The 13299-nt window shown below is 65.0% G+C and carries 15 protein-coding genes; 4 read left to right on the top strand and 11 right to left on the bottom strand.

Annotation, left to right across the window (positions count from 1 at the left end):
- Nucleotides 1-3: 3 nt before the first annotated feature.
- Nucleotides 4-957, bottom strand: a complete 954-nt coding sequence (locus F600_RS0120345; RefSeq protein ID WP_018162496.1) for an alpha/beta hydrolase — start codon at nucleotides 955-957, stop codon at nucleotides 4-6.
- Nucleotides 958-1099: 142 nt separating this feature from the next.
- Between F600_RS0120345 and F600_RS0120340 the strand changes: the two genes are divergently transcribed.
- Nucleotides 1100-1522, top strand: coding sequence for a carboxymuconolactone decarboxylase family protein (locus tag F600_RS0120340; RefSeq protein ID WP_018162495.1), 423 nt, complete (start codon nucleotides 1100-1102; stop codon nucleotides 1520-1522).
- 312 nt (nucleotides 1523-1834) lie between these two features.
- Nucleotides 1835-3262 (top strand): DUF1254 domain-containing protein, encoded by a 1428-nt coding sequence (locus F600_RS0120335; RefSeq protein WP_018162494.1) that lies wholly within the window; start codon nucleotides 1835-1837, stop codon nucleotides 3260-3262.
- Nucleotides 3263-3266: 4 nt separating this feature from the next.
- Here the strand turns inward: F600_RS0120335 and F600_RS0120330 are convergent, their stop codons facing one another.
- The 9 genes from F600_RS0120330 to F600_RS0120290 form a co-directional block, all read right to left on the bottom strand.
- Nucleotides 3267-4358 (bottom strand): MSMEG_0565 family glycosyltransferase, encoded by a 1092-nt coding sequence (locus F600_RS0120330; RefSeq protein WP_018162493.1) that lies wholly within the window; start codon nucleotides 4356-4358, stop codon nucleotides 3267-3269.
- A 3-nt stretch (nucleotides 4359-4361) separates the two neighbouring features.
- Nucleotides 4362-5195, bottom strand: a complete 834-nt coding sequence (locus tag F600_RS0120325; protein WP_018162492.1) for a carbon-nitrogen hydrolase family protein — start codon at nucleotides 5193-5195, stop codon at nucleotides 4362-4364.
- Nucleotides 5196-5206: 11 nt separating this feature from the next.
- On the bottom strand, nucleotides 5207-6628 hold the full coding sequence (locus tag F600_RS0120320; RefSeq protein WP_040632174.1) for an MSMEG_0567/sll0787 family protein: 1422 nt from the start codon (nucleotides 6626-6628) through the stop codon (nucleotides 5207-5209).
- 1 nt (nucleotide 6629) lies between these two features.
- Nucleotides 6630-7685 (bottom strand): MSMEG_0568 family radical SAM protein, encoded by a 1056-nt coding sequence (locus F600_RS0120315; protein ID WP_018162490.1) that lies wholly within the window; start codon nucleotides 7683-7685, stop codon nucleotides 6630-6632.
- On the bottom strand, nucleotides 7685-8944 hold the full coding sequence (locus F600_RS0120310) for an MSMEG_0569 family flavin-dependent oxidoreductase (protein ID WP_018162489.1): 1260 nt from the start codon (nucleotides 8942-8944) through the stop codon (nucleotides 7685-7687). The genes F600_RS0120315 and F600_RS0120310 overlap by 1 nt, the downstream gene beginning before the upstream one ends.
- Complete coding sequence (locus F600_RS0120305; protein WP_026306765.1) at nucleotides 8941-9237, bottom strand: MSMEG_0570 family nitrogen starvation response protein; 297 nt, start codon at nucleotides 9235-9237, stop codon at nucleotides 8941-8943. Before F600_RS0120305 ends, F600_RS0120310 begins: the two co-directional genes overlap by 4 nt.
- The gene (locus F600_RS0120300) at nucleotides 9230-10126 is read right to left on the bottom strand and encodes a carbon-nitrogen hydrolase family protein (protein WP_026306764.1); all 897 of its coding nucleotides are present in this window, start codon (nucleotides 10124-10126) and stop codon (nucleotides 9230-9232) included. Before F600_RS0120300 ends, F600_RS0120305 begins: the two co-directional genes overlap by 8 nt.
- 5 nt (nucleotides 10127-10131) lie before the next feature.
- Complete coding sequence (locus F600_RS0120295; RefSeq protein WP_018162486.1) at nucleotides 10132-10656, bottom strand: MSMEG_0572/Sll0783 family nitrogen starvation response protein; 525 nt, start codon at nucleotides 10654-10656, stop codon at nucleotides 10132-10134.
- Between the two features lie 293 nt (nucleotides 10657-10949).
- Complete coding sequence (locus F600_RS0120290) at nucleotides 10950-11429, bottom strand: hypothetical protein (RefSeq protein ID WP_018162485.1); 480 nt, start codon at nucleotides 11427-11429, stop codon at nucleotides 10950-10952.
- 99 nt (nucleotides 11430-11528) lie between these two features.
- Between F600_RS0120290 and F600_RS29195 the strand changes: the two genes are divergently transcribed.
- Nucleotides 11529-12254, top strand: coding sequence for an SDR family NAD(P)-dependent oxidoreductase (locus F600_RS29195; protein WP_018162484.1), 726 nt, complete (start codon nucleotides 11529-11531; stop codon nucleotides 12252-12254).
- Here the strand turns inward: F600_RS29195 and F600_RS0120280 are convergent.
- Complete coding sequence (locus tag F600_RS0120280; RefSeq protein ID WP_018162483.1) at nucleotides 12251-12565, bottom strand: DUF6191 domain-containing protein; 315 nt, start codon at nucleotides 12563-12565, stop codon at nucleotides 12251-12253. The genes F600_RS29195 and F600_RS0120280 overlap by 4 nt on opposite strands.
- A gap of 36 nt (nucleotides 12566-12601) precedes the next feature.
- Here F600_RS0120280 and F600_RS0120275 point away from each other — a divergent pair, with 36 nt between their 5' ends.
- On the top strand, nucleotides 12602-13294 hold the full coding sequence (locus F600_RS0120275; RefSeq protein WP_018162482.1) for a type 1 glutamine amidotransferase domain-containing protein: 693 nt from the start codon (nucleotides 12602-12604) through the stop codon (nucleotides 13292-13294).
- Nucleotides 13295-13299 lie beyond the last annotated feature (5 nt).

Here is a 13299-nt window from a genome sequence, read left to right as displayed (position 1 = left end):
CACTCAGTGCAGCGCAGCCCGCAGGGTGTCCTGTGCCAGCTTGATCGCAGCGGTCGCGGCGTGGGTCGGGCGCAGTGCGTTGAGCATCATGAAGTCGTGGATGATGCCGCCGAACCGAACCTGGGTCACGGGGACGCCGGCTTCGCGAAGCTTCGATGCGTACGCTTCGCCTTCGTCACGGAGCACGTCGGCCTCGCCGGTGATCACGAGTGCCGGCGGCAAGTCTTTCAGCTGGTCGAGTGACGCCCGCAGCGGTGACGCGTAGATCTCGTCGCGCTGTGCGTCGTTCTCCGTGTATTGGTCCCAGAACCACTGCATGCCTTCGCGGGCGAGGAAATAGTGCTCGGCGAACTGGTGGTACGAGCCGGTATCGAAGTTCGCGTTGGTGACGGGGTAGAGCAGGACCTGTTGGTTGATCGTCACGTCGCCGCGGTCCTTCGCCATCAGGGTGAGGGCCGCGGTCATGTTTCCGCCAACCGAGTCGCCAACGGCCGCGAACCGCGTTGCGTCCAGGCCCTTCTCGGAACCATGTGTGAAGACCCACTGAGCGGCCGCGTAGTTCTGTTCGATCGCCGTCGGATATTTCGCCTCGGGAGAGAGGTCGTACTCCGGGAAGACGACGGCGGCTTCCGCGCCGACAGCGAGTTCGCGCACGAGGCGATCGTGGGTGTGCGCATTGCCGAACACCCAACCCGCGCCGTGGATGTAGAAGACGACGGGGAGTGTTCCCGTCGCACCAGCCGGCCGGACGATGCGGACACGTACTGTGCCGGTCGGACCGCCCTCGACAGTGACCCACTCCTCGTCGATCTCGGGCTTGTCGATCTCGCTCGATTGGACCTCGTCGACGATCTTGCGGCCCTCTGCAGGAGGCAGCTGGAACAGGAACGGCGGGTTGTCGGTGGCCTTCGCGAAATCGGCTGCTTCAGGCTCGAGTACGGGTCGAATGTCGGTCATCGATTCACTCCTCTACTTCGCGGGCGGAACCCACGATCCATCGTGGTCCATGCAACAGGTCGTCCGCATCAATGTGGCCACTACGCGCAAGTTATTGGTCGCGCGTCCGCGGTGGCGATCCCGGCTACGGTGAACGTCGAAGATGGTTGAGAAGGAGCCCGCCCCGTTGAATTCACCAGCCGACCAGTACGCAGCAGGATTGTCAGTCCGGCGAGCCGTGATGGGGGATGCGTTCGTCGAACGCGCGCTGGCTCGGACGGCAGGGACCGAGTCCGAGGAGCTGCAGCGGTTCGTCACCGAGCATGTGTGGGACGCCGTGTGGAACCGTCCCGGCCTCGATCGACGTAGCCGAAGCCTGCTGAATCTCGGCATCCTCACGGCCCTGCGGGCGCACGAGGAACTCGCGGGACATGTCCGCGGCGCACTAACGAACGGACTGACTCGCGAGGAGATCGTCGAAGCTGTCATCCACACCGCCGGCTATTGCGGCGCACCGGCGGCGCTCTCGGCAATGCGCGTCGTCCAACAGGTGTTCGACGAAATCGGCCCGAACTCTCCGGAGTGATCCGTCACGCGCACTGACGAACGATTCGCTGCTCCCACAGCCATTCCATCGACATATTGAGATGGCGACCCCGACAGAGCACCGAACCGTTTCGCATTCGAAGGCGACCAACAAAGGCGGGGTCACTCATGCCTGCCGTCTCGGGGCACCTCCATGAATTGGCATCGGCTGGCGGATTAATTCCGGCCTGTAGTCCTCCCGGCCCAAACGACCAACAGCCCTCTCCTCCAGGCCAGATGCCCCTATTTCGGCCGGGGTGACCAGGCGATTCTGAACCTGATCGAGCGCTGTCGACACGGGAAGGAAAGCATCATGTCGCCTGCGAAAATCTCCCCGATTCCCTCCGGTATCGCGATACCGGACGAGGTCCGCACCCGATACGGCACGCTGCGGTTTTTCGACGGAATGCCCGACGAGGCCACGGCGAAGACGCTGTTCGACAACCTCGACTTTCAGCGGGCCTCGCAGGCCTACCAGCTGGGGCTGGCGCCGGTAGCGATCGCGGCGATGCGCGATGCGCTGCTGGAGTGGGGCCCGGCCAACGGCACGCTTGTGATCTGGGAAGACCTCGTCTATCCACGGTTCATCGGCCCGGTGTACAACACCAGCACCTCGTACAGCTATGCGTGGCTCGACCTGCATGACGGGCCTGTCGTGGTCGAAGTACCCGCGAAGGTGTACGGGTTCGTCAACGACTCGTGGTGCCGGTGGGTCGTCGACGTCGGCATCACGGGACCGGACGAGGGTCGCGGCGGCCGCTATCTGTTCGTGCCGCCCGATCACACTGGCGAGGTTCCGGACGGATTTCTGGTGGTGCGTTCTCGCACGTTCGGCATCTGGGTGGGCTGGAGGGGTTTCCGGGACGAGCATGGTGATCCGCACCCGGCCGTGGAGATGATCAAGGCCCACACCCGGATCCACCTTCTCTCGCAAGCCGCCGACCCGCCGCCGACGCGGTTCGTCAACGCCTCGCCCGCGCCAATGTGCGCGACCGCCCCGGCAGACGACCGATTCTGGGAGATGCTGCACGAGGTGGTGGAGTTCGAGCCGCCGGAATCGGCGGACCCCCTCACCTTGGGAATGTTCGCTTCGGTCGGGATTCAGCGCGGAAAACCGTTCAATCCGGACGAGCGGATGCGCGCAATCCTGTCCGAGGCTGCCACGATCGGGGACGCGACCGCCCGCGCGGTGACCTACCGGTACCGTGCGCCGGAGGCGTACTGCTACCCAGGCAGCGCCTGGCGCTTGGGCATCCTCGGCGGCTATAGCTGCACGGAGAACGGGGTGTTGCTGCTCGACTCCGCCACCGCCCTCTACTTTCTGGTAGCCGGCACGAGCCCGTCCTGGGATCAGAAGATGGTCGGGACCGGGTCGCAGTACGCCGTTGCCAACGTCGACGCCACCGGTGCGCCGTTCGACGGTGCCCGGAACTACCGGCTGCACGTGCTTCCGAACGTGCCGGCCGCCAACTTCTGGTCGATCCTGGTTTACGACACCCAGACCCGATCGATGCTGCAGACCGATCAGCAATGGCCGTCGGTGACCAGTCAGGACGCTGATCTGACCACCAACGAGGACGGCTCGGTCGACATCTACTTCGGACCCGAGCCGCCCACAGAGGGTCGGAACTGGATCCAGACGCTCCCCGGCAAGGGTTGGTTCGCGATGTTCCGTTTGTACGCGCCCCTGGAGCCATGGTTCGACAAGACTTGGCGGCTGTCGGAGATCGAGAGCGCGTAATGACCTATCGATACAGATGCGCGGCGTAGAAGCGGAGATGTTCAGCGGCCGCATCCTGCCACGTCATCGACATGGCAAGGCGGCGTCCGACGTCGGCCTGAGTGGTATCGGTCAGAGCACTGGCAAGTTGCGCGGCCAGCGATTCGACATCGGACGCGTACCGGACCGTCTCACCGAACACTTCGCGTAAGACCGGGAGGTCTCGGGTGACGACGGGCCGACCCGCGGCGAGTGCTTCCATCGCGGCCAGGCCGAAGCCTTCCTTGACGGATGGGAACGCGAAAACGTCGGCCGCGGCAACCAGACTCGGCAGGTCATCATCGGCAATCGCACCCAGAACCACCGGTTCGACAGCAAGCTCCTCGGCCAAGCGCTCGAACTCCGCTCGATAGTCGCGGTAGTCGAAGAGCGTCTCGCCACCCGCGAACACGAGCTGCACGTCGGGGTGCAGGCGGCGAAGCGTCGCGTAGGCCGCGAGGAGGTCGATGCTGCCCTTGCGCGGTTCGATTCCGCCCACCGCGAGGACGAACGTTCCGAACTCGTCGCGCCACCGCTTTCGCGCGGCGCTCGCGTCCTGGGTGTCGGCCGCGGCCGCGGCGAACCGGCTGGCCTGGACTCCGTTTGGGATCACGGTCGGCTGGAAGCCCCACTTGTGCTCGACTTCCGCCGCGACCGCGCGGGACACGCAGATTCGGGCGTAGGGCTGAACCACTGCACGCTCATGGCACTCGGCAAGTACGGGAGTGGTGAATTCGTCGAGATGATGAATCGTCCGAATGCAGCGACCGACGGCGCTGGCACTGATGCAGTCCTGCGCGTGCACGATGTCGAAATCCGCCGGATCGAAGTTCACACGCATCGTTTCGATCGATCGGAGAATGCGGTCGGTGACGGATTCGTCCGGGACATCTGGAAATGCGATCAGCTGCAACGTGACTCGTGGGTCGACCGCCCGAAAGAAGCCTTCGTCACCGCCGCGCGCCAGCGTCCACACGGTGACCGCCGCCCCGAGTTCGGCGAGCGCTTCGGCCAGATTGAGCGTGTGGACGACACCTCCGCGAGGTTTCGTCGAATACGTGAGCAGGGCGATTCGCACTCTTCACTCCGACAGTCGGTAGGTCTCGGGGCGGCGTTCGGCAAGATGGTTAAGCACGCTGCGGGCGCGGGTGATCTCGGCTTCGGCATCGATCTCGACGCGTGCCAGTCCGCCCACGGAGCGAGTGGTGGCGAGCACGTCGCCACCGGGCCCGACGACCTTCGCCTGCCCGAGGAACCGCAACGAGCCGGTCACTCCGGTCTGGTTTGACGACACCACGACGACTTGGTTCTCAGCGGCCCGCGCACAGTCGTACAGATCGAACAAGCGCGACTGACGGTCCGCGGGCAGACGTGACGCGCGGTCGGTCACGCTGGCCGGCCACGCGGACAGCGTCGCAATGATGTGGGCGCCCTGTAGTGCCAGGCTGCGGGCCGCTTCGGGAAACGTCTTGTCGTAGTCGATGAGCATTCCCAGGCGGCCGACCGGAGTGTCGAACGCGTCGAACCGATCGCCGCCGGTGAAGACATCGGACTCGTGCACCGGAAGATGCACCTTCCGGTGCACGCCGAGCACTCCGTCGCCAGTGATGCACGCGGCCGTGTTGTATCGCTTACCGTCCCGCATCTCCGCGAACCCGAAACAGACGGTCAGGTCGCCGGAAGCCTCGGCAAGCGCTGCGATTTCGGGTCCGTCGAGCTCGATGGACGGGGGCAGATCATCGGGATCCGGGGTTCTCAGGTCGCCGATATAGCCGCCCAGGACGGCGTGAGGGAGGGCCAGCAACTGCACGCCGTCGCGGCGCGCCGATTCGATGATGCCGAGCGCCTTCTCCACGGACCTGTCGAGATCGCGGCCGAAATGTGCTGCGACGGCGCCGATCGTCACCACTGCCATGTTTGCGGAGCCTAGCTGACGCGAGCAGCGCCGAGCCCGGTCACCGACGAGGGCACGGCCGTGGTGACGAGTCCGTCCGGCCAGCGGAGATGAACGCCCGCACCGGGGACGAGTTCACCGCACTCTGCGCTGGTCACGCCGTCCGGGAGCGGTTGCGGCTCACCGGCGACGGTCAGCATCCCGAAACCAGGGAAACAGGTGAGCCAGGACGCCATGTCGGCCGCCGCCGGGCGAGGTACGGATGCCACGTCGAGCACCACCCCGGTCCCCGAGGCTTCGGCGAGCATTCCGGCGGTGCCGGCGATTCCGGCCATGCTCACGTCCTTCGCGGCGGCCGGTTGCATCCGGGCCACGAGAGAGTTCATCGCCCGGAGGTCCTCGGTACTACGGAGACTGGTCGAATCCCATTGCCTGCCGCTGTGGCCGGGACGCCACCGGCCCGAGACGTCGGCCGTGAGGCGAAGCCGATCTCCCGGCCGGCCGCCGCCGGAACGAATCGGCGAATTCGTGAAACCGAGAGCTGTCACGGCAAGGCTCGCCGGAACACCGACTTGCGTGTGACCGCCGAGAACCGGCACACCCCACGCCTCCGCCGCGCGCGCGATTCCACGCACGATGCGGGTGAGGTGGGACGTCGTCGGCGCGCCGATCGCGTCGAGAAGTCCGGTCGGCGCGGCGCCCATCGCGGCGAGGTCATTCAGATTCACCAGCACCGAGCACCAACCCGCCCATTCCGGGTCCCGCTCGACCATCGACGGGATGATCGCGTCGCACGCGGCGATCATCCCGTGGCTGCCCGGCACGGGCACCCCGTCATCGCCGCGGAACTCGCTCGGTCCCAGGCCGCCGGGCATTCCCCGGAAGGGCTCGAGAACGGGTGCGAGCATCGCCTTGGTGGAGTGGGCCAGCCGGCGGATCCGGCCGATCGGCCATTGCATCCGGGTGTGGCGGACACCGCGAAAAATGTTCGTGTCCAACGTTTCCCAACCGAGGCGAGCAAAGGCGTGCGCGTGCCGGGATTGAACGTTCGCATCGAACCGAAGGACGCCGTGGGACTCTGCGTACGCACACGCCGCGCGGATCAGGGCAGGTCCGACGCCGCTGTTTCGTGCCCGCGCACTCACGGTCAGTCGACCACCAACCCACCAGCCGATGTCCGGTGACTGCATGGGCGACAGTCGCACCCCGCCCAGCACCTCTCGGTCGGCACCTACGGCGACCAGGACCACGGTTCGCACATCGTCGTCGACATCGTCGTGATCGGTCCCGGCGAACAACTGCTGGCGCTCGACGAACTCTTCGTGCCGCAGCCTTCGGTAGGCGGCGAGCGCTGCACCCGACTCCGCGCGCTGGATCAGGAAGCCGGCCCGATCCGGTACCGGCTCTCCCGCCAGCAATGCCATCGCACCGTAGGTTTCGAACCCGTCGTACATCTCAACCTCCGACCGCTTGAAGAATCCCGCAGGCACCGCACGCAGCACATCCGGCCTTCTGGTCCGTGCCCTGCATCGACGCATGAGCCAACTGTCGCGCGACCTCGCGCGACACCTTTTCCAGGACGTCCGGGGCCGGTCCGGACGCTCCGTCGACGTCGACCGCCAACGTTCCCGCGACCGGCCGGAACGGAACCACGAAGGGGTAGACGCCCATCTCGATGAGCTCCCGGGCCCCGGCGACGAGCTCATCCGGATCTTCCCCAAGGCCGACGAGGAGATACGTCGACACCTGGTTTCGACCGAACACCCGGACTGCCTCCCGCCACGCTGCTCGGTACTCGTCGAGCGACACTGTCGACTTGCCCGGCATCCAGCGCTGACGGACGGCGTCGTCCAGCGACTCGACGTGGATCCCGATCGAGTCCGCGCCGGCCGCCTTGAGTTCGGCGATGGTCTCCAGGTCCGCTGGGGGTTCGATCTGCACTTGGATGGGTAGTTGCGGAACCGCCTCTTTGACCGCCTTGACACATCGCGCGACATGCCGAGCGCCCCGGTCCTTGCCGGCGGACGTGCCGGTCGTCATCACCATGTTGGTGACGCCGTCGAGGCGCACTGCCGCCGCAGCGACCTCGGCGAGCTGGTCGGGCCGTTTGACTGCGATGGTGGCGCCCGAGCGCAGGGACTCCTCGATCGAGCAGAACCGGCACCGCTGGGATTCCTCGTAGCGGATGCACGTCTGCACCACCGTCGTGGCGAGCACGTTGGTGCCGTGCAGGCGTGCGATCTTCTCGTAGCTCACGCCGTCGACGGTCTCCAGGTCGTAGAACCGCGGTCGCGAGACGGTGCGCAGATCGATGCCAGTGTCTTTGCCGTCGAAGAGGATGCGGTCGCCGTCATAGACGTACGGACTCAGCGGGTTGCGGGGGAGCGCGGCCGCCAGTCCGTCCAGGACCACGTGCCCGTCGTCGCTCGGTCCGGCACCTGCGGATCGGTTGACCGGGGGCGTGCCGCGTACCCCGAGAAGTGTCAGGTCAACCCGCGTGGAGATGGACATCAGGTCCCCGCAGTCGCCAGTGACCGCGCGATGATCGCGTCTGCGATGTGCTTGGCGTCGCGGTCGATACCGAGGAACCGGCCTGACCCCCAGGTGTGCATCCACGGCAATCCCACGAAACTGAGTCCGGGAACGCTGGTCAGGCCGCGGTTCTGCAGCGGGCGCCCGGCGCCGTCGAACGCGCTCGCCTCGATCCACCGGTAATCGGGTCGATAGCCGATCGCCCACACGATGCTCGTGACACCTTCGGCCGCGAGGTCGAGCAGCAGCGGGTCTTCGTCCGGTGTCCAGACCGGTTCGTAGCGCGATGGTGCACCGGCCTTGACGCCGGTCCGCGCGATGTACGCATCGATGTCGGAGCAGATCGAGTTGTAGACCGAGTCGGCCTTGTCGAGGGCACTTGTGAGCGTCGGCTTGAAGTCAAGGGATGAGTCCTTGCCGTTGACGAGCAGCCCGTACAACTTCATGCCCTCGAGCGCGAATTGCCGCAGATCGATGTCCCGTCCACCGTCGCGGCCAGTGACGTAGTGGTTCGTCTTCTCGCGAGCGGCCTTACCACCGGGGTAGACACCCGCCGGAATGTCGTACAAACCCATCTCCGCGAGCCAGGTCATCACGTCCTTGCCGCGATAGAAGCGCGCGACCCGTGGTGCGTCGCCGCAGGCCAGGTGCACTTGGCGACCAGCGAGATGTAGATCCTCCGCGATCTGGGCACCAGACTGCCCAGTCCCCACCACGAGGACCGCTCCATCGGGGAGTTGTTCGGGATTGCGGTACAGCTCGGAGTGGATCTGGACGATCGACGGATCCAGCGAACCTGCCCAGGGCGGCATGATCGGCAAAGGGTATCCGCCGGTCGCGATCACGACCTCTTCCGCGACGACAGTTGCGTCAACACCGTTGTGAACGTAGGTCAGCTCGAATCCGCCCGCCTCGGCAACCCGCAGCCGGCTGACTGTGGTGTGGGTCTGAATCGGCGGGTCGAAGGTGTCGAGCCAGCCCGCGAGCCATTCGACTACCTCGTCCCGCTTCATGAACCCGTCGGGGTCCGGTCCGGCGTAGGCGTAGCCCGGAAGCTTGCAATGCCAGTTGGGCGTGACGAGCGTGAAGTTGTCCCAGCGCGTCGAGGCCCACGCATGGGTCGGAGTCTTCGCCTCGAAAACGATGTGCTCGACTCCGGCGCGCCCGAGGTACCAGGAAACGGACAGGCCGGCCTGGCCACCGCCGATGATCGCGACCGGGATTCTGTTCTCGGTCATGACGTCACCAACGGGGGATGCATCGATACGACGGTGACTTCGGCATGCGGCGGAAAGTTGGCCGCAGCGGCGGTGATCTGACTGGTCGTTTCCGCGGCCGACGTGCAGTAGAAGCCGAACTTCGCCTTCACGCGTTCCGCCGCTTCTCCCAATGCCGTTGTCGACCGGGCGACGAACTCCGAGACGGTATAAGTGGCGCCGGTCTGCAGATGGTCGTGCATGACCAGACTCGGTGAGTAGCAACTCGCGGTCGTGCCGTCCGGCCAGCGGACGTCGAAGGTCATTTCAGGCATGAGCCAACTCCTTCCATGCGGTGGACAGTCCGTCCGTCTGGGTGAGGGCGCCATAGACGTCGGGCCGGCGGTCGCGGAGGTGGAACATGCCGGCCCGCATGGTCCGGAATGTCTCGTCGATGTCGACGTCGGCGACCGCCATGCCACTGCCCAGCAGCGTGGTGGCGAGGACGTTGCCACCCGGGTCGACGACTTTCGCGTTGCCTACGTAGCGCAGCGAGCCGAACGTTCCGGACTGGTTCGCCGCCACCCAGAAGATCTGGTTGTCGAGAGCGCGGGCGATGTCGAACTGGTTGAAGCGGTAGGTCCACCGGTCGGCCTGCAGGTCCTCGGCAGTCGCGGTTCGGGCGGCCGGCCAGGCCGACAGGCTCGCCACGATCTCTGCACCGCGCAGCGCCATGGTGCGCGCCGCCTCGGGGAATGCCTTGTCGTAGCAGATCTGCAGGCCGACCCGGCCGACCGGAGTGTCGAAGACGCCGTAGTCGTGGCCCGCGGAATACGACATCGCCTCCCCAAGTGGCTGGTGGACCTTGCGGTAGGAGCCGTAGATCTGCCCCCCGTCGAGGACGGCAGCGGCGTTGTACCGGGTTTCGCCGTCATCAGCGAGTTCGCAGAAGCCGATCGCGACGACCAGATCTCCGACGAGGCTCTGCACCTTTTTTAATTCCGGCCCGTCCAAGGAAATTGCGGGCGGAAGGGATCGCTTTGTGGTCTTGAGGGAATCGCCATGATTTCCCAAGGACGAAAGATAACCCCCGATCGCGGCTTCCGGAAAAGCGACGAAATCGACTTTCCGTTCCCTGGCTTCGCGCACGAATTCACTGATCACCGCGTAGTTCTGATCGAGGTCGCGGGTGAAATTCGCGGACACTGCACCTAATGTCGTCATCAGGGTCACACCATGTAGGTCGAATTGATGATGGCACCCTTGCGGGCGTAGTGGATGAGCGCGTCCTGGACGTCGAGCGGGTGCGCCGGAATGACACCCGCGATCAGGTCTTCCTCGCGCCCGCCGTGCAACGCCAGGCCGAATCGGCAGCAGAACACCGTCCCGCCTTCTTTGATGAACGTTTCGAGTGCGTTGTTGATGTTCTGCTCGCCCGGGAAGCCCGAGTCGCCGGTGGTCGGAAAACCGCGTGTGGCCAGGCAGTTGATGGCGCCGGGGCCGTAGAAGTACATGGCCGACTCGAAACCCTTGCGGAGCGCTCGGGTGGCCTGCAGAACGGCGACGAAGCTGACCGACGATTCGTGCGCGATGCCATGAACGAGGGTGAAATACGATTCGCCGTTCTCGGCCTTGTAGTCCGGGAAGATCTTCGTCCCGCCGTAGATGTTGCTGCCTTTGGGCAGTGCGGGGTGCGGAATCTCGGCGAGCGAGGTCTTGATGTTCTCGGAAATGGCGTCGTCGAATTCAGGCATGGTAATCTCCTCTGTGGGAATGAATTCCGCGAACTGTGGCGGTGGGCGGATTCATTGCGAATCTCGAACTGATGTGTCAGACCCATCGCTGACACTTCATAGTTCACTCCCGAATTGTTTCGCGGTGGTTGCCGTTGTAATAATTGGCGCCCGGTAATGTTTCGGATGATTAACCCGCACGAAACAACAATTCCGTGTCGTCCGTTTGACGGAACGACTCGGACCACTTATGCACGGACAAAACCGCCGACCCCGGAGTGGGGTCGGCGGTGGGTGCAGGCGTGAACGCGAGGCTAGCGTCGGAAGCGGAAGGGCAGGTTCGCTCCGCCTTCTCGTGCGGCCACCGCGGCGAAATACGTCATTGCGCCGGTCGCGATCAGGGCGAGGAAGAGTCCGAACGACGGTCCCGATGACGCCAGGGTGTCGCCACCGCCAAGCGGGCCGGAGTCACCCAGCCGCACTGCGTCGGTGCCTTCGACCAAGATGTCGATCAGGATGATCAGAGTCAGCACGAAACTGATCAGGGCTGCGATCGGCAATGCCATGCGCGGCAGCCGCGTTCCATTGAGCGCGCCGAGAAGGTAGACAACCGCGACTCCGATGGCCACGACGATCGGCAGCCACCAGAAGCTGTTCCACGCGTTGGCCGTCGCGGTGAGGCCGAAAATCGTGATCGAGTACCACGGCAACAAGCTGGCCACGACGGTCACTGCCACGGCGCCGAGCAAGCACCACCCGGCGACGGTGATTCCCTTGGTTGTTGTTATCGACATTGTCGTCCACCTTCTCGATGCGAAAACTCAGCGAATGAGCGCACGCTGAGAATTCCCACGCAGTGACCTTTCAAACTGTGTGGCAGTACTTTTGAGCCCGTGACGGATTCACTGAGAGGCCGCGTCGGCATCGTGACGGGAGCCGGTCGGGGTATTGGGCGTGCGATCGCAGCGAACCTGGCTGCCGAGGGAATGGCTCTTGTGCTCATCTCGCGGACCGGTGCCCAGGTCCGCCAACTCGCCGACGAACTCGCTGAGCAGTTCGGCACTCGGTGTCTGCCGGCCGCGATCGATGTCACCGATCACGCCGCGATCGAGCGAGTGATGATGCACGCGGAACAACAGCTAGGCGCCATTGATCTACTGGTCAACAGTGCGGGGATCGTGGAGGAAGCTCCGACCCCGCTGTGGCTGACCGACCCGGACGTGACGTGGCGCGTTGTCGAGACCAACCTCCGCGGGCCCATGCTCATGGCACACGCCGTCTTGCCGGCGATGATCGCTCGGGGTCGCGGTCACATCGTCAATCTCGGCAGCCGAACTCGGGCCGCCACGCTGACCGGCGGCTACACCGGATACGCGGTGTCGAAAAGAGCGCTCACCGCGCTCACGGAGTCACTGGCGCCGGCACTGCAGAACACTGGGGTCGTCGTCGTCGACGTGCTTCCCGGGCTGGTCCGGACTGGCCTGACGACGTCAATGCCGGTGTGGGACAACGTCACCGAATGGAACTCAGGGAGCGACACCGCACGTGTGGTCGCTGATGTCGCCCGCGGGTGCTACGACGAACGATCTGGCGAGGTCATCGACGCGACTCAGAATTAGAACGAGGTCCGGTCGACGAGCCGGGCTGCTCCGGTTCGAAGGTCGACCTCGTCTCTGGGCGGTGCTCCGGTTTCCGCGTCGTCTCGGTGCATGAGTGTGGTCAGCCGTTGCTCGAACTCAATGTTCTTGCTGCCTTGGAAGAATGCGGTGATCTGCTCGAAGCCCGCAGCCGAGACGGGTGAACCGGATCGGTGCCGCTGCCAGGGCAGGACCCGTCTGCCGCTGAGTCGATTGAAGCCCACTTCCACGAAAGCCAGGGAGATCAGCAGCAAGACCAAACCCGGAATCGTGAGAAAGACCAGCGTGCCCATCTTCTCGATTCTAGGGAATTGGGTAAGCCTGAGAACATGACCAAGCGAATCCTGCACGTCGTCACCAACGTCGACCACTACGACGACCCATCGCACCCGACCGGCCTGTGGCTGTCGGAGCTGACGCACGCCTGGCACGTCTTCGAGAAGGCGGGTTACGAGCAGCACATCGTCAGTCCCAAGGGCGGGCTGTCCCCGCTCGAGCCGCGATCGCTGAAGTTCCCGAACGTCGACAAGACGGCGAAGGAATGGGAGGCCGATCCCGCCCGGATGGCGCTGCTCGAGAACACCAAGTCGCCCGACGAGATCAATCCGGCGGACTACGACGCGATCTACTTCACCGGGGGTCACGCCGTCATGTACGACTTCCCGGACAGCGAAGGCCTGCAGCGCATCACGCGCGAAATCTGGGAGAACGGCGGTGTCGTGTCCTCGGTGTGCCACGGCTACTGCGGTTTGCTCAACACCCAGCTTTCCGATGGAAACCTGCTCGTGGCGGGGCGCAAGCTGACCGGGTTCGCGTGGACCGAGGAAGTGGTGGCCCGCGTCGACAAGCTCGTGCCGTACAACGTCGAGGAAGAGATGAAAAAGCGCGGTGCCCTGTACGAGAAGGCCCTCGTGCCGTTCGTCCCCAATGTCGTCGTCGACGGCCGTCTCGTGACCGGCCAGAACCCGCAGTCGGCGAAGGCGACCGCCAAGAAGGTCGTGTCGGTGCTCGAAGGCAGCTAGCCAGC

This window comes from Smaragdicoccus niigatensis DSM 44881 = NBRC 103563, from assembly GCF_000380645.1.
In the GTDB taxonomy this organism is placed as follows: Bacteria; Actinomycetota; Actinomycetes; order Mycobacteriales; family Mycobacteriaceae; genus Smaragdicoccus; species Smaragdicoccus niigatensis.
This window is presented reverse-complemented; position numbering and strand designations above follow the sequence as displayed.

Coding starts and splice junctions, on each gene's coding strand:
- F600_RS0120345 (WP_018162496.1), bottom strand. CDS start 957: ATGACCGACATTCGACCCGTACTCGAGCCTGAAGCAGCCGATTTCGCG.
- F600_RS0120340 (WP_018162495.1), top strand. CDS start 1,100: ATGGTTGAGAAGGAGCCCGCCCCGTTGAATTCACCAGCCGACCAGTAC.
- F600_RS0120335 (WP_018162494.1), top strand. CDS start 1,835: ATGTCGCCTGCGAAAATCTCCCCGATTCCCTCCGGTATCGCGATACCG.
- F600_RS0120325 (WP_018162492.1), bottom strand. CDS start 5,195: ATGGCAGTGGTGACGATCGGCGCCGTCGCAGCACATTTCGGCCGCGAT.
- F600_RS0120320 (WP_040632174.1), bottom strand. CDS start 6,628: ATGTACGACGGGTTCGAAACCTACGGTGCGATGGCATTGCTGGCGGGA.
- F600_RS0120315 (WP_018162490.1), bottom strand. CDS start 7,685: ATGTCCATCTCCACGCGGGTTGACCTGACACTTCTCGGGGTACGCGGC.
- F600_RS0120310 (WP_018162489.1), bottom strand. CDS start 8,944: ATGACCGAGAACAGAATCCCGGTCGCGATCATCGGCGGTGGCCAGGCC.
- F600_RS0120305 (WP_026306765.1), bottom strand. CDS start 9,237: ATGCCTGAAATGACCTTCGACGTCCGCTGGCCGGACGGCACGACCGCG.
- F600_RS0120300 (WP_026306764.1), bottom strand. CDS start 10,126: ATGACGACATTAGGTGCAGTGTCCGCGAATTTCACCCGCGACCTCGAT.
- F600_RS0120295 (WP_018162486.1), bottom strand. CDS start 10,656: ATGCCTGAATTCGACGACGCCATTTCCGAGAACATCAAGACCTCGCTC.
- F600_RS0120290 (WP_018162485.1), bottom strand. CDS start 11,429: ATGTCGATAACAACAACCAAGGGAATCACCGTCGCCGGGTGGTGCTTG.
- F600_RS0120280 (WP_018162483.1), bottom strand. CDS start 12,565: ATGGGCACGCTGGTCTTTCTCACGATTCCGGGTTTGGTCTTGCTGCTG.
- F600_RS0120275 (WP_018162482.1), top strand. CDS start 12,602: ATGACCAAGCGAATCCTGCACGTCGTCACCAACGTCGACCACTACGAC.